At 64.3% G+C, this 17,595-nt stretch carries 18 protein-coding genes; 14 read left to right on the top strand and 4 right to left on the bottom strand.

What is annotated here, in order from left to right; all coding sequences use genetic code 11:
- The first annotated feature begins 4 nt into the window (after positions 1–4).
- The 10 genes from JQ553_RS23930 (at position 5) to JQ553_RS23975 (ending at position 12,425) form a co-directional block, all read left to right on the top strand.
- Positions 5–934 carry a branched-chain amino acid ABC transporter permease gene (locus JQ553_RS23930; protein WP_312015190.1) on the top strand — a complete coding sequence of 310 codons (930 nt, stop codon included), beginning with the start codon at positions 5–7 and terminating at the stop codon, positions 932–934.
- 15 nt (positions 935–949) lie between these two features.
- A complete protein-coding gene (locus tag JQ553_RS23935; protein WP_212502488.1) occupies positions 950–2,077 on the top strand; it encodes a branched-chain amino acid ABC transporter permease in 1,128 nt (375 codons plus the stop codon).
- 109 nt (positions 2,078–2,186) lie between these two features.
- Positions 2,187–3,515 carry an ABC transporter substrate-binding protein gene (locus tag JQ553_RS23940; protein ID WP_249144545.1) on the top strand — a complete coding sequence of 443 codons (1,329 nt, stop codon included), beginning with the start codon at positions 2,187–2,189 and terminating at the stop codon, positions 3,513–3,515.
- 76 nt (positions 3,516–3,591) lie between these two features.
- Positions 3,592–4,398, top strand: a complete 807-nt coding sequence (locus tag JQ553_RS23945; RefSeq protein ID WP_409363090.1) for an ABC transporter ATP-binding protein — start codon at positions 3,592–3,594, stop codon at positions 4,396–4,398.
- 328 nt (positions 4,399–4,726) lie between these two features.
- The gene (locus tag JQ553_RS23950) at positions 4,727–8,554 is read left to right on the top strand and encodes a tetratricopeptide repeat protein (RefSeq protein ID WP_212502489.1); all 3,828 of its coding nucleotides are present in this window, start codon (positions 4,727–4,729) and stop codon (positions 8,552–8,554) included.
- Positions 8,555–8,623: 69 nt separating this feature from the next.
- Positions 8,624–8,860, top strand: a complete 237-nt coding sequence (locus JQ553_RS23955) for a hypothetical protein (RefSeq protein WP_212502490.1) — start codon at positions 8,624–8,626, stop codon at positions 8,858–8,860.
- A gap of 138 nt (positions 8,861–8,998) precedes the next feature.
- Positions 8,999–9,967, top strand: a complete 969-nt coding sequence (locus JQ553_RS23960; RefSeq protein WP_212502491.1) for a LysR family transcriptional regulator — start codon at positions 8,999–9,001, stop codon at positions 9,965–9,967.
- A gap of 87 nt (positions 9,968–10,054) precedes the next feature.
- Complete coding sequence (locus JQ553_RS23965; protein WP_212502492.1) at positions 10,055–10,765, top strand: SDR family NAD(P)-dependent oxidoreductase; 711 nt, start codon at positions 10,055–10,057, stop codon at positions 10,763–10,765.
- Between the two features lie 16 nt (positions 10,766–10,781).
- Positions 10,782–11,030, top strand: coding sequence for a 4-oxalocrotonate tautomerase family protein (locus tag JQ553_RS23970; RefSeq protein ID WP_212502493.1), 249 nt, complete (start codon positions 10,782–10,784; stop codon positions 11,028–11,030).
- A 141-nt stretch (positions 11,031–11,171) separates the two neighbouring features.
- Positions 11,172–12,425: a YbfB/YjiJ family MFS transporter gene (locus JQ553_RS23975; RefSeq protein ID WP_212502699.1), complete on the top strand. Its 1,254-nt coding sequence runs from the start codon at positions 11,172–11,174 to the stop codon at positions 12,423–12,425.
- Between the two features lie 3 nt (positions 12,426–12,428).
- Here the strand turns inward: JQ553_RS23975 and JQ553_RS23980 are convergent, their stop codons facing one another.
- The 4 genes from JQ553_RS23980 to JQ553_RS23995 all read right to left on the bottom strand — a co-directional run bounded on the left by JQ553_RS23980 (position 12,429) and on the right by JQ553_RS23995 (position 15,663).
- Positions 12,429–12,623 (bottom strand): hypothetical protein, encoded by a 195-nt coding sequence (locus JQ553_RS23980; RefSeq protein WP_212502494.1) that lies wholly within the window; start codon positions 12,621–12,623, stop codon positions 12,429–12,431.
- A gap of 154 nt (positions 12,624–12,777) precedes the next feature.
- The gene (locus tag JQ553_RS23985; RefSeq protein WP_212502495.1) at positions 12,778–13,929 is read right to left on the bottom strand and encodes an aminotransferase class V-fold PLP-dependent enzyme; all 1,152 of its coding nucleotides are present in this window, start codon (positions 13,927–13,929) and stop codon (positions 12,778–12,780) included.
- Between the two features lie 4 nt (positions 13,930–13,933).
- Positions 13,934–14,683: a flagellar type III secretion system pore protein FliP gene (gene fliP / locus JQ553_RS23990; RefSeq protein ID WP_212502496.1), complete on the bottom strand. Its 750-nt coding sequence runs from the start codon at positions 14,681–14,683 to the stop codon at positions 13,934–13,936.
- The gene (locus JQ553_RS23995; protein WP_212502497.1) at positions 14,680–15,663 is read right to left on the bottom strand and encodes a flagellar biosynthetic protein FliO; all 984 of its coding nucleotides are present in this window, start codon (positions 15,661–15,663) and stop codon (positions 14,680–14,682) included. Before JQ553_RS23995 ends, fliP begins: the two co-directional genes overlap by 4 nt.
- A gap of 349 nt (positions 15,664–16,012) precedes the next feature.
- Here JQ553_RS23995 and flgB point away from each other — a divergent pair, with 349 nt between their 5' ends.
- The 4 genes from flgB to fliQ all read left to right on the top strand — a co-directional run bounded on the left by flgB (position 16,013) and on the right by fliQ (position 17,593).
- Entirely contained in the window at positions 16,013–16,423 is a 411-nt protein-coding gene (gene flgB, locus JQ553_RS24000; RefSeq protein WP_212502498.1) for a flagellar basal body rod protein FlgB, read from the top strand.
- Positions 16,424–16,446: 23 nt separating this feature from the next.
- Positions 16,447–16,872, top strand: a complete 426-nt coding sequence (flgC, locus tag JQ553_RS24005) for a flagellar basal body rod protein FlgC (RefSeq protein ID WP_212502499.1) — start codon at positions 16,447–16,449, stop codon at positions 16,870–16,872.
- A gap of 30 nt (positions 16,873–16,902) precedes the next feature.
- Positions 16,903–17,214, top strand: coding sequence for a flagellar hook-basal body complex protein FliE (fliE, locus tag JQ553_RS24010; protein WP_212502500.1), 312 nt, complete (start codon positions 16,903–16,905; stop codon positions 17,212–17,214).
- Between the two features lie 115 nt (positions 17,215–17,329).
- Entirely contained in the window at positions 17,330–17,593 is a 264-nt protein-coding gene (gene fliQ, locus JQ553_RS24015) for a flagellar biosynthesis protein FliQ (RefSeq protein WP_212502501.1), read from the top strand.
- Positions 17,594–17,595: the final 2 nt, after the last annotated feature.

Consider the following 17,595-nt stretch of genomic DNA (forward strand, 5'->3'; position numbering starts at 1 on the left):
ATTCGTGGTCGCACTGGGTCAGTTTCTCGAGGTCCTGATCGGCGGATTGATGTCCGGCGTGCTCTATTCGCTGGTCGCGCTCGGCTTCGTGCTGATCTTCAAGGCATCCGGCGTGTTCAATTATGCGCAGGGAGCGATGGTATTGCTCGCGGGGCTGGCGATGGTTCGCACCCTCGATCTCCTGGTTGCCAACGGCTTTCCGCCCTGGGCCGCGATCGTCCTCGGTATCGGTTTTGCCGCCGTGATCATGGCGGCAACAGCCTGGCTCATCGAGCGGTTCGTGATCGGACCGCTTGTCAACCAGGACGGCCTGACGCTGTTCATGTCCACTATCGGCGTGACATTCGTCATCGAGGGCGCGGCGGAGATGATCTTCGGGTCGGATGTCTACCCGTTGCGGCTGTTCCCGACGGACGCCTGGTTTGTGTTAGACGGTCTCTTTCCAGGCGGAATTCTGATCAACAAGCTGGATGTCTGGGGCGCGTTGATCGCAGGCATCCTGGTCGCCGGCCTCGCGATCTTCTTTCAGCGTACCAAGACCGGTCGCGCACTCAGGGCTGTGGCCGACGATCATTTGGCCGCGCACTCCGTCGGGATACCAATCAATTGGATCTGGTTCGTGGTCTGGCTCGTTGCCGGTCTCGTTGCGCTGGTCGCGGCGACCGTGTGGGGCACCAAGCTTGGCGTGCAGTTCTCGATCACCTTTCTCGCGCTGAAGGCTCTGCCGGTCTTGATCATCGGAGGGCTCACCTCGATCCCGGGAGCCATCGCCGGCGGGCTCATTGTGGGGGCGGGTGAGAAGATCGCAGAGGTATACCTGGGGCCATCCGTCGGCGGCGGTATCGAATATTGGTTTGCCTACGTGCTGGCGTTGGCGGTGCTGCTCGTGCGGCCGCAAGGTCTGTTTGGCGAGCGGATCATCGAACGTATCTGAGGCAAGGAGTTCGTCGTGCTTTATCGCGAAGCTGGCCAGTTCAAGACGACCTACGCAGAGGACATGGCGATCTTCCCGATCCGGCAGGACCGCATTGCGCTCGCTATCTTGCTCGGTATTGCCTTCATCGGCGTGCCGCTGCTGGCCACCTTCCATGTCTGGCCGTTCGGCAGCGACTATCTGTTATGGGCCATCTTGTTGCCGTTTCTTATCCTGGCGCTCGCCGCCATCGGGACGAACATTCTCGTCGGCTATTGCGGACAAATCTCGCTAGGTAGCGGCGCGTTCATGGCCATCGGAGCCTATTCGGCCTACAAGCTCGCGACAGGCGTTCATATCCCGTTTGCCTGGCTTGGTTTCGCGATCTCGATCCCGCCTCTGCCCGTACTGGCATCCATTCTGCTTGGCGGGCTCATGGCAGCGGGTGTCGGAATCCTGTTCGGTATTCCCAGCTTGCGGATCAAGGGCCTCTATCTGGCGGTTGCAACGCTCGCCGCGCAGTTCTTCTTCGATTGGGCGTTTCTGCGGATCCCGTGGTTCACCAATTACGCACCGTCGGGATCGGTGAATGCGCCGGCTCTGGATTTCTTCGGCCTGGTCGTTCGCACGCCGGTCGAGCGCTACCTGCTATGCCTGCTCTTCGTGACGGTGATGACGGTGTTGGCGAAGAATCTCGTTCGCAGCAATCTCGGCAGACAGTGGATGGCGATCCGCGACATGGATATCGCTGCCGAACTGATCGGTATCCGGCCGCTCTATGCAAAACTCACGGCTTTCGCGGTCTCTTCGTTCATCGTCGGTGTGGCCGGCGCGCTCTGGGCGTTCGTCTACCTCGGTTCATGGGAGCCGCTTGCGTTCTCGATAGACCGCTCGTTGCAGCTTCTGTTCATGGTCATCATCGGCGGCCTCGGATCGATCATGGGTTCGTTCGTCGGGGCGGCCTTCATTCTCATCGTGCCGATCATGCTGAACCTCGTTCCAACCGAGCTCGGCGTGCCATTGTCGACACAAACGATCACTCACCTCGAATTCATCATCTTCGGATCGTTGATCTGCTATCTGCTGATCAAAGAACCGCACGGCTTCGCCCGGCTGATATCGATCGGCAAGGAGAAGCTCAGACTCTGGCCGTTTCCCTATTGAACAGCGATCGCGCCTGGGATCGCAACGCAGACAGCGGCCGCAGGCAGAGGAGGAAGAACAACCAATCCCCCTGACGGAAAAGAGGGGCTCAAGAGAGGAGGATATCAACATGACAGGTGTTGCACGCAATGTATTGATATTGGCGGCGGCCGTCCTTTCCGGCGCGCCGTTCGCCCCACCGGCCGCCGCGCAAAACGAGCAGTTCGTCCCGATTCTGTCCTACCGGACAGGACCGTACGCGGTGAACGGCGCGCCTTATGCAAATGGCGTTGCCGACTACTACAGCCTGATCAATGAACGCGACGGCGGCATCAACAGCGTCAAGCTTCTGGTCGAGGAGTGCGAGACCGGTTATGCGACCGACAAGGGCGTCGAGTGCTACGAACGCCTCAAGGGCAAGGGACCGACCGGCGCGGCCTTCATCAATCCACTGTCGACCGGCATCACCTTCGCTCTTACCGAAAAGACGGAGACGGACAAGATCCCGATCATAACGATGGGGTACGGCCGAGCCGACTCGAAGAACGGCGCGGTGTTCGCGTACAATTTCCCGTTGCTCGGCACCTATTGGTCCGCGGCCGATATCGCAATCCAGCACGTGGCCAAGGAACTCGGCGGGTTCGACAAGCTGAAGGGCAGGAAGATCTCACTGCTGTATCACGACAGCCCGTACGGCAAGGAGCCGATCCCGATGCTGCACGTGCTGGCAAAGAAGTACGGCTTCGAATTCACGCCGATCCCGGTCACTCACCCCGGTGTCGAGCAGAAGTCGCAATGGCTGGCGATCCGCCAGAACCGGCCGGACTATGTCCTGGTCTGGGGCTGGGGCGTCATGAACGGCACTGCAGTCAAGGAAGCTGCGGCCGTTGCCTATCCGCGCGACAAGATGATCGGTGTCTGGTGGTCGGGTGCAGAGCCGGATGTGACGCCCGCGGGCGATCAGGCGGCAGGCTACAAGTCGCTGATGCTTCAGCATGGCGCAGGCAAATTTCCCGTACATGCCGACATAGAGAAATACGTCTACGCCAAGGGCAAAGGCTCGACAGAACCCGGCAAGGTCGGCGAAGTTCTCTACAACCGCGGCATTGTGAATGCCATGCTCGGCGTCGAGGCGATCCGCAAGGCGCAGGAGAAGTTCGGCCAGAAGCCACTGACGGGCGAGCAGGTCCGCTGGGGCCTCGAGAACCTCAATCTCTCCGATGCCCGCATCAAGGAGCTTGGCTTTGAGGGAATGTTGAAGCCGATCAGGATCTCCTGCTCCGACCACGAGGGCACGCGCGACGGGCGCGTACAGCAGTGGGATGGCAAGGCCTGGAAGGTGATCTCCGACTGGTACACGGCGGACGAGCCGCTGATCGACCCGCTCGTCGCCGACGTTTCCGCGAAGTACGCCGCGGACAAGAAGATCAAGCCGCGCGACTGCGCGAAGGAAAGCTGAGGCATGTAAGCATGCAAGCGATCCGGGAGCCTGTGCCGGCTCCCGGAATCCGGCCACCGTCTGGAAAGGTCTGCGCGTGTCAGCTCCGGTTCTGTCGGTCAACAATATCGAGGCCGTCTACGATCACGTCATCCTCGTGTTGAAAGGAGTGTCGCTGGAGGTACCGCAGGGCGGCATAGTCGCGCTTCTCGGCGCCAATGGTGCCGGCAAGACCACGACGCTGAAGGCGATCTCTAATCTGCTGCATGCAGAGCGCGGTGAGGTCACCAAGGGCTCGATTCTGTTCGACGGCGTGGAGGTGAAGTGCCTGTCGCCAAACGATTTGGTGCGGCGCGGCTGCATTCAGGTGATGGAGGGGCGTCGTGCCTTTCCTCACCTTACGGTCGAAGAGAATCTGCTGACCGGTGCTTTCACGCGCAGCGACGGCAAGATGGCGGTCGCGCGGGATCTTGAGCGGGTCTATGCCTATTTCCCCCGTCTCAGAGAGCGGCGCGGTTCCACGGCTGGCTATACGTCGGGCGGCGAACAGCAGATGTGCGTGATCGGGCGCGCGCTGATGTCGCGCCCCAAGATGATTCTGCTCGACGAACCTTCGATGGGGCTCGCGCCGCAGATCGTCGAGGAGATTTTCGAGATCGTGAAGGATCTCAACGTCAAAGAAGGCGTGTCGTTTCTTCTCGCCGAACAGAACGCCAATATGGCACTCAGATATGCGAGCCACGGCTATATCCTCGAGAATGGCCGGGTGGTGATGGACGGTGAAGCGCGCGCGCTCGCTGCAAACGAGGACGTCAAGGAGTTCTATCTTGGCGTCGCCGGCGACAAGCGAAAATCATATCGCGATGTGAAGCACTACAAGCGGCGCAAGCGTTGGCTCGCTTGAGGCGACGACGGCTTTTGCCTTGAGCAGCCGGGCCGCTGATTGCCTGCGTGCTGGTCCGCTTCTGGCCGCGACGCGGACGTGTCAGCAACCGGTCCAACGGTTGGGTTCGACGGCAAAATCCGACACGGCCATGTGCTCGGTGCCGCGGTACGCCCCGGTTAGCCGTGACCGCCGTGGCGGCGACCCAAGACAGGCCGGAAATCAATCAATTAAGGCATCTCAAACGGGCATATTTAACAGGTCCTTAACGCCGCCAATCCATGATCGGGATGCGTGGGCGAGGGTGCTTCGCGCTTGGCTCGTTGAGACTTAGACAAGACGTTTCGAGATGGCGCGAACCGCTGCCGCTGGAACATGGTCGCAAGGCCGCGCCTGGGCGTGGGCCGCACGTCTGTGCTTGCTTGCCACCATCCTTGTCGCCGGACTGACATCTCCAACCGTCGCGCTCGCCGAACCGGTGCGGGGCGAGGCGACATTTACGTCCGCCAACGGCTTTGCCAGGCTGATTCTCAAGCTGAAGGACGACGTCGAGTCCGAGGTGACGACAGCAGGCTCGATCGTCGTGATCCGCTTCAAGCAACCGGTCGATATTCCGGTCGCGAAACTGTCAGATGCGGTGCCCGACTATGTCGGTTCGGCGCGGCGCGACCCCGATGGCTCGGCGATCCGCCTGTCGCTGGCGCGCCGCGTGACAATCAACACCATGACCGCGGGCGAACGCATCTTCATCGACTTCCTGCCGGATGGCTGGAAGGGTCCGCCGCCGCCGCTGCCGCAGGAGGTGATCCGCGAACTGGCCGAGCGCGCCCGCGCCGCCGAACGCCTGTTGCGGATGCAGCGTGCCGCCGATGCCGCCAGGAAGAAACCACCGGTGCGCGTCCGCGCCCTGGTGCAACCGACATTCGTGCGCTTCGTGTTCGAGGCTCCGGAGGGCGTCGGAATCTCCTCGGTGCTGAACGAACAAAAGCTGACGCTCTCCTTCAACAGCGTACTGACCTTCGACCTCGCGGACGCCAAGATTGCGGCGCCGCCGAACGTCGCCTCGATCAGCCAGCGCACGGACGCCGACACGTCAGCCGTCGAGATGACGCTCATCGGCGATGCCGATGTTCGTTCGTTCCGCGAGGACAAGAACTACATCGTCGACGTCGCGGTCCAACAGAACGAGCAGCAGCCCACGGCGGCCGATGCGCATGGCGCAGGTGCGGCGCGCGCGCCGGCAAGGCCCCCGGTTGCCTCGCTCATCCCCGACGCCCGCGGCATGCTGCTGGAGACGATGCCGCCGCAGCAGCCGGCGCCAATTGCGCCCGTGACCTCGGAAGGCATCGCCGAGCAGGCCAGGATCGAGATCAAGCCCGAACAGCCCAAATCAGAGCAGGCCAAATCAGAGCAAGCCAAGCCCGAGCAAGCGCTGGCCGGGCCGGCGAAGGCCGCCATCGCACCGGGCGAAACCGCGCAGCCGGCCGAGAGCGCCACGGCGAAGCCGGCGCAGGAACGGCCGGCGGCTGCCGCCGCGCAGGTCACGCCTGCAATCGAAAAGTCGCCGGAGCCGGGGAAGGCAGCCGTGCCGCGGGACGGCCAGTCCGCGCCTTCCGAAGAGGTGCGGGCCGCGGCGAGCGAGGTGGATCCACCGAATCCCAAGCCGGCTGTCCCGGACGCGCGGCCCGGGGACGCTCGCCCGGACGCCAAGGCCGGATCGGTCGAGGCGCAGCGCGACAGCGACGGTTTGCGCGTCACCTTCTCATTTCCATCGGCAACGCCGGCCGCGCTGTTCCGCCGCGCGGACGCCGTGTGGATGGTGTTCGACACGGTCGAAGCGATTGACGTCGATCCGATCCGCGCCAAGGGCGGCGCCGTTGTTGCCGACGTCGCCCTCATCCCGCTCGACAAGGGCCAGGCGGTCCGCATCCGCCTCAACCGGCCGCAAATGCCCGCCCTCGAAAGCGACGAGCGTTCGCGCGGCGTGACTTGGACACTGATCTTCGCTGACCGCGTGCAGAAGCCGCCATTGCCGCTCACCGTGGTGCGCAACGTCACCGACCGCGCGCTGGCTAGTGTCAGCGTGCCTCTGGCCAATCCCGGCCGCCTGCACAAGCTGGTCGATCCCGATGCCGGCGACACGCTCTGGGTGGCCACCGCGCCGCCGCCGACCCGCGGCATCATCAAGCGGCACGATTTCGTCGAATTGTCGCTGCTGGAGTCGATCCATGGCCTCGTGGTCCGTCCGAACGCCGACGATGTGAAGGCCGAAGTCGGCGCTGACAAGGTGATGCTCGGACGGCCCGGTGGGCTGACGCTGTCATCGGCCGACGTCGCCGCCGAGCGCGCGACCGCCGCGGTCAAACCCTTGTTCGATGCCGACCAATGGCGCAAGAACAAGTCGGAGAATTTCCTCGAACACCTCGACGATCTGATCGAGGCCGCCGCGGTGGCCAATGCCGAGCAGCTTCCGCAGGCGCGGCTCGATCTCGCCGATTTTTACATGGCGCGCGGCATGTACGAGGAGGCTCACGGCGTCACCAACCTGATCCTCTCCGAGAGCAAGCGCGGCGCCGTGGAGCCCGCAGTGGTGATGCTGCACGCGGTCGCGAGCATCCTGATCGGCCGCCCGGTGCAGGGCCTGAAGGACCTTGCCGATCCCGTGATCGGCAACGGCTACGACTCCCAGATGTGGAAGGGGCTCGCCCTCGCGCGCCAGGGCAAATGGGCGGAGGCGCGGGAGAAGTTCAAGAACGCGGAATTTTCCGTTGCGACGCTGCCGCCCGACCTGCAGCGCATCATCACCCTGGATTCGATGAAGGCTTCGCTCGAGGTGAGGGACTATTCCGACGCCGCGCGGCGAAAGAGCGATCTTGACGTGATCGGCGTCCCGGCCGAGACGAAGCCGGCAGTGGCGGTGCTACGCGGCCGGCTTGCCGAGGCGCTCGGGCAGGAGAAGGACGCGCTTGACGCCTATCGCTTCGCCGCCAGTTCCGCGGACCGGCAGGCCGCCGCCGAAGGCAGGCTGCTCGAAACCCTGCTGCGGCAGAAACGCGGCGAGATCGGCCCGGCCGACGTGCTCAAGGAGCTTGAGCTCCTGTCGATGATGTGGCGCGGCGACGCCGTCGAATTGAAGACGCTGTTCATGCTCTCGAAAATCTATTCGGAGACCGGACGCTACGCTGACGCCTTCGCCGTATCCCGCGCCGCGACGCGACTGCAGCCGAATTCGCCGGAATCGCGGCTGGCGCAGGACGCAGCCTCGGCGCTGTTCGTGCAGCTCTTCCTTGGTCCCAAGGGCGACGAGATGCCGCCGATCGACGCGCTCGGCACCTTCTATGAATATCGCGAGCTGACGCCCATCGGCCGCCGCGGCGACGAGATGATCCGCCGTCTTGCCGACCGTCTCGTCGGCGTCGATCTGCTCGATCAGGCCGCCGACCTTCTGCAATACCAGGTCGACAAGCGCCTCGAAGGAGCGGCGCGCGCGCAGGTCGCGGCACGGCTCGCCATGGTGTACTTGATCAATCGCAAGCCCGACCGCGCCATCGCGGCGTTGCGCTCGACCCGCATCGCCGACCTCTCCGGCGAACTGCGCCAGCAGCGCCTGCTCCTGGAGGCGCGCGCGCAAAGCGACGTCGGCCGTCACGATCTCGCGCTCGACATCATCTCCAATCTCACTGGCCGCGAAGCGATCCGGCTGCGGGCCGACATCTACTGGGCGTCGCGGCACTGGCGCCAGGCGTCCGAGCAGATCGAGCTCTATTACGGTGAGCGCTGGCGAGACTTCACGCCACTGAACGCCGGCGAAAAGGCGGATATCATCCGTGCCCTGGTCGGATACGCTCTCGCCGAAGACGTCATCGGCCTGGCGCGATTCCGGGAGAAGTATGCGCCGCTGATGTCTGGAGAGGCAGACAAGCTCGCCTTCGATACCGCGAGCAAACCGGTTGCGAGCGCAAGCGCCGAGTTCGCCCAGATCGCCCGGATGGCCGCGAGCGTCGACACGCTGGACGGCTTCATCCGCGAGATGAAGACCCGTTTCCCTGACGCCACCGCCCGCGCGCCGCTGGCGGACCCGGTCTCGACGGGATCGTTGCCTAATCCGCCGAAGGTCGAGCCTGTGAGTGCGCTACCGGCTATCACGGACCAGAAGCGCGCCAGCGCTGCGCGCTGACCCCTCTCGACAGACGCCTGCCAAATCGGCAACCTTCGCCAATCAAGCCGCCGGGAGGATGCCGTCACCATGGGCAAGCCGATCAAGACCGAAGCCGAACTGATCGCGATGGCGCGTGCCGAGTTGAAGGTGCACTCCGACTGTCCCGACGGCATCAACATCTCCATCATCCGCGACGGCGACGGCTGGGAATTTCGCGCCAGCGCCGAGGACGCCACCGTGGCAAAGCCCGGCTATCCCGAATGCGTCGCCATGCTGGTGCAGATCGGCGATCACCTCAGCAAGCAGTATGACGTGGAGGGGTGACAGGGACCACCTCGAGCTGGAGACCCGTACTGCGCCCTAACCGCCTTGATCTCCTCATCCCGCGTAACGGATTCGCCATTGGGCTTGCGATGCAAACGTCTCGAAGGATGAGGGGTGATGGCGCAGTGAGGAGAACCGATGGACCGCATCGACGCAATGAAGGTCTTTGTCGCGGCGGTCGACGAAGGCAGCCTGGCGGGCGCAGGCCGGCGGCTGCGGCGGTCGCCCGCGGCGGTCAGCCGCGCGATCGCCTTCCTTGAGCAGCACGTCGGCGCCGAATTGCTGCACCGGACTACGCGGTCGCTGAAACTGAGCGAGGCGGGCGCGCGGTATGCTGCAGCCTGCCGGCGCGTGCTGGTCGATCTCGAGGAAGCCGATATTGCCGCCGGCGGCGAGCGGTCCGCGCCGCGCGGCACGTTGACGCTGACCGCGCCTATCGTCACGGGCGAGGACGTGCTCCGGCCGGCGCTCGACGCCTTCATGAACGAATATCCGGCGGTCGCTGTCCGTCTGTATTTGATCGACCGTCAGGTGAACCTGATTGAAGAGGGAATCGACGTCGCGCTGCGCATCGCGCATCTCGCGGATTCCAACTTTGTGGCGATCCGCCTCGGCGAGGTGCGCCGCGTGATCGCGGCCGCGCCGAGCTATCTGGCGCGTCATCCCGTCATCAACGAACCGGCCGATCTCGCCAAGCACCAGATCATCTCGATGACCAGCTTCGGCGTCGACTCCTGGAGTTTTCCGCCGGGCAAAGGCTCGTCGGTGCCGCGGGCGATCCAGTTCACGCCGCGGCTCGTCGTCAACACGGTTCGCGGTGCGGTTGCTTCAGCCGTCGAGGGGAACGGCGTCACGCGGCTGTACTCCTACCATATCGCGGACGAAATCCGCGACGGGCGGCTACGGATTCTGCTCGACAAGGACGAGCATGTACCCTTGCCGGTGCACCTGCTCGCACCGCAAGGACGCTTCGACGTGCCGAAGGTGCGGGCCTTCGTCGATTTTGCGACGCCCCGCCTCAAACGCTATTTCGAACGGTTGTCGCGCGATGCCAGCCGCAACGCCGGCGTCATTCGTTCGCCACGCGGAAGAGTGTCGTCCGAATAGCGTGCATTCGCACGAAAGCCGGTTGTATTTAGCTTGAGCTCCATCGAGGCGGTGCTGGTGCCGCCTCACCACAGATGGAGAGAGATCATGGGCGCAGAGCAGAAGGTGGCAATCATCACTGGTGCGTCGCAAGGTATCGGTGCGGGCCTCGTCGAGGCTTATCGCGATCGCAACTATCGCGTCGTCGCTAATTCCCGCAGTATCAAGCCGTCGTCCGACTCCGACGTGCTGGCTGTGCCGGGCGACATCAGCGACCCCGCCGTCGCGGACCGCGTCGTTGCGCAGGCACTGGAGCGCTTCGGGCGGATCGACACGCTGGTCAACAACGCCGGCATTTTCATCGCGAAACCATTCACCGACTATTCCGCCGATGACTACGCGTCGGTGCTTGCGATCAATCTTGGGAGCTTCTTTCGCCTGACGCAGCGCGCCGCCCGGGAAATGCTGAAGCAGGGGTCGGGACACATCGTCCAGATCACCACGAGCCTCGTCGACCACGCCGACAGCAACGTTCCCTCGGTGTTGGCGTCGCTGACGAAGGGCGGTCTGAACGCCGCGACGAAGTCACTGGCGATCGAATATGCGAGAAAGGGCGTGCGGGTGAACGCGGTGTCGCCGGGCATCATCAAGACCCCGATGCACAACCCCGAGGCGCACGACTTCCTGTCCAAGCTGCATCCGGTCGGACGTATGGGCGAGGCCAAGGACGTCGTCGATGCCGTGCTGTTCCTGGAAGGGGCGGGTTTCGTCACCGGCGAGATCCTGCATGTCGACGGCGGCCAGAGCGCCGGCCGCTGACGTCGGGGAGCGTGTCATGCCCATCGTGGCAATCCAGGTCACGCGCGAGGGGACGGCGCCGGGTGCGTCGTCCACCACCGCCGAGCAGAAGGCGGTCCTGATCAAGGGTGCAAGCGAGCTGTTGCGTGACGTGCTCAACAAGCCTCCGGAATCGACATTCGTGATCATCGAGGAAGTCGACACCGACAATTGGGGCTGGGGCGGACTGTCCGCGCTCGAATACCGCAAGAAGCTTGCAGCGGCCCGCACAACGTCGCAAGGCTGAAACCTTTCTGCAAAAGCTTCGGCAAGGCCGATCGCCTCTCCCCGGCGGGGAGAGGTGAACTGTCCAGTATCGCTACGAACAATCCCAGCGTTCGCAATTAATCATTTCTCACGCACTGCCCACGGGCTTAACGCCATGTCAATGTCCAGCACCAATGTCGATCATCGTCGCCAGCATCATCACAGCGCGCCGCATCACGGAGCGGGTGGACCGCTGTGGCTCTCCGCCGTCGCGGGCCTGTGCGCCTCGTTGGTCGGCCTCGGCCTGGCGCGCTTCGCCTACACGCCGCTGATCCCGGCCTTGGTCGCCGCCAAATGGTTCACCGCGGCGGAGGCGGTCTATCTCGGCGCGGCCAATCTCGCCGGCTACCTTGCCGGTGCACTGATCGCCCGCGATTTCGGCGCACGTGTCGGTGCGGTGGCTGCTTTGCGCGGCATGATGCTGCTGGCCTCGATCTGCTTTTTTGCCTGCGCCGTGCCGATCTCGTTCATTTGGTTCTTCGGCTTCCGCTTTCTCGCCGGCATCACCGGCGGCGTGATCATGGTGCTGGCGGCATCGACCATCCTGCCGTACACCGCGCCGAGCAAGAAGGGGCTTGTCGGCGGTGTGATCTTCGCCGGTGTCGGGCTTGGCGTCGCGGCATCCGGCACGCTTGTTCCGTTGCTGCTGCATCAGGGCCTGAAGCAGACCTGGTACGGTCTTGGCCTGCTATCCGCCGTGCTGACCCTGGTTAGCTGGAAGGCGTGGCCTGCGGAGCCGCGCGCAAGGCAGAGCGGTGCCGGGCATCATGCCGCGGCTCATCAGGTGCATGGCGCGCGGTCGCCGGCGGTGCTGATGCTGTACCTGGAGTACGGTCTCAACGCGGTCGCGCTGGTGCCTCACATGGTATTCCTGGTCGACTTCGTTGCTCGCGGGCTTGGACAGGGGATTGGCGCTGGCTCCCACTACTGGGTGCTCTATGGACTTGGCGCCATTGTCGGTCCGCTGCTGACCGGGCATCTCGCCGATCGCGCGGGATTCGCCGCTGCGCTCCGTGTTGCCTTCCTGGTCCAGGCGGTCTCGATCGGGATACCGGCCGTGAGTGGCTTGCCTGTCGCAATGATCGTGTCGAGCCTCATCGTCGGCGGCTTCACGCCCGGCATCGTGCCGCTCGTGATCGGCCGTATCCATGAACTCATTCCGCATTCGGCTGCCAGCCAGGGCACTGCCTGGGCGCAGGCCACGACGACGTTCGCCCTGTTCCAGGCGGCGGGAGCCTACAGCCTGTCCTTTCTGTTCGCACAGAGCGGCGGCGACTACCGGCTGTTGTTTGTCATCGGTGCGGCCGCGGTGGCCGCTGCGCTTGCGCTGGAACTCGTGGGTGCTGTTGCGACGGCGCGCGGGCGCGCGAACTAAGGGTTAACGCTCTGCCTGTGCCAGCGATGCGGACGCTGAAACGGCGGTAGCGGTCACGCCGGCGCCGCGGGTCTGCCCGGCGGCCGCGTGCAGGACGAGGCCGGCCAGGATTGATCCGTAGAGGCTGAAAGAGACCAGCGTCCAGTTGTTGGCAACGCGACGTTCGCCGCTGTCCAGCTCTTCGATGAATTTTTGCATCGGCGCGCTCCACGTATTTCGCGTCAGGAAACACGGCGCGCGCGGCCCGCGATGTGAACCAGCTCACGTTTGCCGCCCCCATGCGCAGAAGAACGGATGGCATGGTCAACGAATGGTTGCTTCGGTTCTCATTCAATCAGAACCAATAATTGCTCTAACTGCGGAGTATCCGCCTCAACGCAGCGATGAAGCGATCGGCGTCGGCCTCGTCGTTGAACACATGGGGCGAAATGCGCATCCGGCCGAGCCGCAGCGCGACATGAATATTCTCGACGGCGAGGCGCGAGATCAGCTCTTTCGGCAGGCCGCGCGCAAGGCCGAGGCTCAGGATGTGCGGGGCGCGCAAGCGGTCGGCCAGAACGGTGAAGCCAAGGTCGCTGATGCCAACGGCGATCCGCCGGGTGATCATGCCGAGCCGCTCGGCGATCGCGGGCGCACCCCATTCCGCCATCATCTCGATGCCGATCGAGGCCATCTCCATCGAGATGAAATGGTCGCGCTGGCCCATGTCGTAGCGCCTGGCGTCGTCGACATAGGCGAGATCGCCGAAATAGACCGCGCTCTCGGAGTTCACGTTGCGCCGGCCGGCGGACGTCTGCTCCAGCGGCACACCGTTCTGGTGGCGCTTGGCCATGTAGAGGAAGGCGCGGCCGTAGGGGCCGATCAACCATTTGTAGGTCGGAAACAGCACCGCATCAGGGTCGAGCCGCTTGACGTCCATCGCCAGCACGCCCGTGCTCTGAGTGGCGTCGATGACGAACTTGGCGCCCTGCCGCCGCAGCGCCGCCTGCACCTGCTCGATATCGATCAATCCGCCGTCCGACCAGTGCACCGAGGAGATCGAGGCGAGGCCGACCGATGGCGCGCCAGAGCGCTCTATCGCCGCAAGGACTGCCGAGGTCCAGTCCCCGTCGGTGGGCTGGCTGACGGTCTCGACCGTGAATCCTTGCGCCTCGGCGCGGCCGTGCCATTCCAGTACCGGCGAGGAATGATCGTTCTCCAGCACGATGACGCGCGAGCCGCGTGGAACGGTCAGCACCTTCGCCGCGGTCGCAACGCCATAGCTGATTGCCGATATCAGTGCGATGTCGCTTGCATCGGCATTGATCAGGCGTGCCGCGGCAGTGCGGGCGCGTTCATGCTGGCGGTTGGCAAAACCCGCATCCAGCGTCCATGGCTGACCCTTGCGACCGACCGCGGCACGGCCGGCCTCCTGCGTGCGCAGCGGCAGCGGGCTATAGGAAGCGGAGTTGAGATAGCAGACGTCTCTCGGAATATCGAACAGGTCGCGCTGCGAGGCGAGCATGAGCCTATCCTCCGTAACTCTGCACCAGGCTGCCGGCAACCAGTGACCAGCCGTCGACCAGCACGAAGAAGATCAATTTGAACGGCAGCGACACCACGATCGGTGGCAGCATCATCATGCCCATCGACATCAGCACGGAAGCGACCACGAGGTCGATGATCAGGAAGGGCAGGAACAGGAGAAAGCCGATCTCAAAGGCGCGCTTCAGTTCGGAGATCATGAAGGCCGGCACCAGGATGCGGAGCGACATATCTTCAGGCGTCGCCGGCGCAGGCTCGCGGGAGAGATCCATGAAGAGCTTGAGATCCTTTTCGCGCACGTTCTTCTGCATGAAGGTGCGCAGCGGCGCGGATGCGCGCTGCAGCGCTTCTTCGACGCCGATCTGGTTGGCGACCAGCGGCTTGATGCCGTCATCATAGGATTTCTGTAGTACCGGTCCCATCACGAAGGCGGTCAGGAACATTGCGAGTGCGATCATCACCGAGTTCGGCGGCGCGGTGGCGGTGCCGAGCGCGGTGCGCAAGAGCGACAGCACGACGACGATGCGGGTGAACGACGTCATCATGATCAGGATCGACGGCGCGATCGAGAGCACCGTGAGCAGCGCGATCAGTTGGATCGCGCGCTCGGTGACGCCGCCATTGCCCTGTCCGAGATTGATGCTGATGTCCTGCGCCATCGCCGGATCGGTCAGCGATCCGGCGACTATCAGGGCAGCGATGAAAAATACTCTACGCGGGAGCGCCGGCCTCACGAAGGAGTCTTTGGCCGCCCCAGGAGGGACGCCATTTCATCTTCGAGATTTTCAAAGCCGCTCTTCTGCGGCGCCGGAGCAGGCGCCGCGGGCGCCGCTGGCGCCGGCGCGGGTGCCGATACGGGTGCCGGGCGAACCGGGGGCGCCTCAGGTGCCACTGGCGGCGCGACGCTTTCGCCTCCGCCGGCCGGGCGGCGCAACGCCGCTTCGAGCCGCTGTGCCATTTCGGCGAGGTTGGCGTCGGCATTCGACGCGGCCGGCGGCACGGGTGGTGCGGCCGGTGGCTGCGGGGAAGGCGGTGTTGGTGGCGGAGCGGCAGCAGCGCGCTCGGGCGCACGGACGGGCGGCACCTTGGGCGGCTCGCTGGGGCGTGGCGGACGTGGGATGACAGGTTCGGGGCGAGTCAGTCGCGGCGGGAGCGGATCAGGCCGCGGCTCTGCGCGATCGGGGCGGGAGCCGATGGCTTCAGGCGTGAAGCCCGTGAGCGGATCATTGCGGCGCTCCGCGACCGGCGGCGCGGCCGGGCGGCGAACCTCGTCGGCGAACGAGGGGCGCGTCGGGCGCATCGGCGGCTCCGGCATCTGTGGCTCGGCCTGATCGAAGATGTCGGCGCGGGCGCCGTCGCCATCGGTCCACGCCGCGTCAGGCAGCGGAGCGATTCGCGGCGGTGGCTCGCCGGTCACGGCGGGCCGTGGCGCCATCTGATCGCGGCCGGGCATGGCGCGGACGATATTGGGTTCCACAACGATATCGCTGGGGCCGCCGATCATCAGCAGATGCTCGACATTGTCGCGCCGGACCAGGACAAGGCGGCGGCGGCCGTCAACAGCGGCAGCGTCGATCACGGCGAGTCGCGGCATTCGCCCGCGGTTTGTGTTGGCGCCTATACGATTGCTGGCAAAGCGCCGCACCAACCATGCAGCGACGCCGATCAGCGCCAGCACGGCCACGAACGCGAACACGAATGTCAGTGCCTGCATACTTGAGTCCCCGGCCATCTTGGCCTTCCTCGGCTTTCCGGCTTCAACAAGCGCGGACGTTGCGCGGCGAATCACGCCCGAGATTCGCCTTATTGTTTAATTCCCCACGGCTTACAGCCGAACGTTCCATTAATAGACCAAGAATCGCTTGTCCCAAAACGACTTCTGAGCGTTCCAAACTGCGTTCAGCCCGGGCTGGTTAACGCAGCATTCGTGGCGAAAGTGCGCTCGCAAGCGGCTGCCGGGCGGTTCTCCACGGAAGGGGAACCGATTTTAACCCCCCGTTAACCATAAACCGGGCAAATTCTGCCTACCTCGGGAGGCCCCAGGGGTTAACGGAGCCGCGGCAATGCCGATGAACGATCTGCCGATCCTGTCGGCGTTGCGCACCAAAATGCAGTGGCACCAAGAGCGCCAGCGGGTACTTGCCGAGAACATCTCCAATTCCGACACGCCGAACTTCCGACCGCGCGACCTGATCGATCCGAAGTTCGACCAGAACGGGTCCACCGTCGGTGCCGGCATGGGGACGCTGCCGATGATCAAGACCAGTGCCACCCATTTGGCGGCGTCGGGCGCGCCTGACTCTTTCGATAACGATCGCGGGCGAAGCGGGTTCCAGACCCGCCCCGCCGGCAACGCGGTCAATCTCGAGGATCAGATGCTGAAGGTCTCGGCCAACCAGATGGACTATGCGGCCGTGAGCTCGCTTTACAGCCGCAGCCTGCATCTCCTGAAGACGGCGATCGGCAAGGGCTAGGCCAGTAGAGGCTGGAGGACATCATGGCCGATGAGGCAAGCGACTTCGCCCGTTCGATGAGCATTGCGACCTCCGGCCTGCGGGCGCAGGCAGGACGGATGCGGGTGATCTCGGAAAACATCGCCAACGCCGATTCGACCGCCCAGACCGCCGGCGGTGATCCCTATCGTCGCAAGGTGCCGACCTTCTCCTCGGCGCTCGACCGCACGCTCGACGCCAAGGTGGTGACGCTCGGCAGGGTACGCCCGGACCGGTCGTCCTTCCGTATCAAGCACGAGCCGGGCAACCCGGCGGCGGATGCCGCCGGCAACGTCAAATATCCCAACGTCAACTCACTTGTCGAAATGACCGACATGCGTGACGCCCAGCGCTCCTACGAGGCGAACCTCAACATCATCAGCGCCACGCGGCGGATGATCCAGCGCACGCTCGACATCCTCAAGGCCTGAAGCAGCAGAGCAAGACAGGGACCGTAAACCATGGCCTCACCGACAGTCGCCGCCAACGCTTATGCCAGCCTCGCAAAGATCATGGAGCGGAGCGGCGCCGAGAAAGCGGGCCAGGCCGCAGCCGGTCCGTCCTTCAGCGCGCTCTTGCAGGACGCCGTCGGCAGCGTGATGGACACTGGCAAGAAGGCCGACGCGCAGACCATGGCGATGGCCTCCGGCAAGGCGAACGTGATGGACGTGGTGACGGCGGTCGCCGAAACCGACGTCGCGGTGTCGACACTGGTCTCGGTCCGCGACCGCGTGATCCAGGCCTATGAAGACATCATGAAGATGCCGATCTGAGAGGGGCGAGTAGCGAATAGCGAGTGGCGGATTGCACGACAGCACATGCCATTCACGATTCGCGCCTCGCGCTTCGCGCTCTGGACCGAAGACGCAAGCAAATGAGAGAGCTGCAATGACTGGCCCTGAAACCCTCGACGTGGCACGCGACGCGATCTGGACCATCGTGCTCGTGTCGTCGCCCCTGATGGTGGTCGGCCTCGTCGTCGGCGTCGTGGTATCGCTGTTCCAGGCCCTGACGCAGATCCAGGAACAGACCCTGGTCTTCGTGCCGAAGATTCTGGCGATCTTCGTGACATTGCTGCTTGCGCTGCCGTTCATGGCAGACTCGCTCTACGGGCACATGATGCGGATTTCGTCGCGAATCGTCGGTGGTTGATG

Origin of the sequence: Bradyrhizobium lablabi (assembly GCF_018131005.1) — a bacterium.
GTDB lineage: Bacteria > Pseudomonadota > Alphaproteobacteria > Rhizobiales > Xanthobacteraceae > Bradyrhizobium > Bradyrhizobium lablabi_D.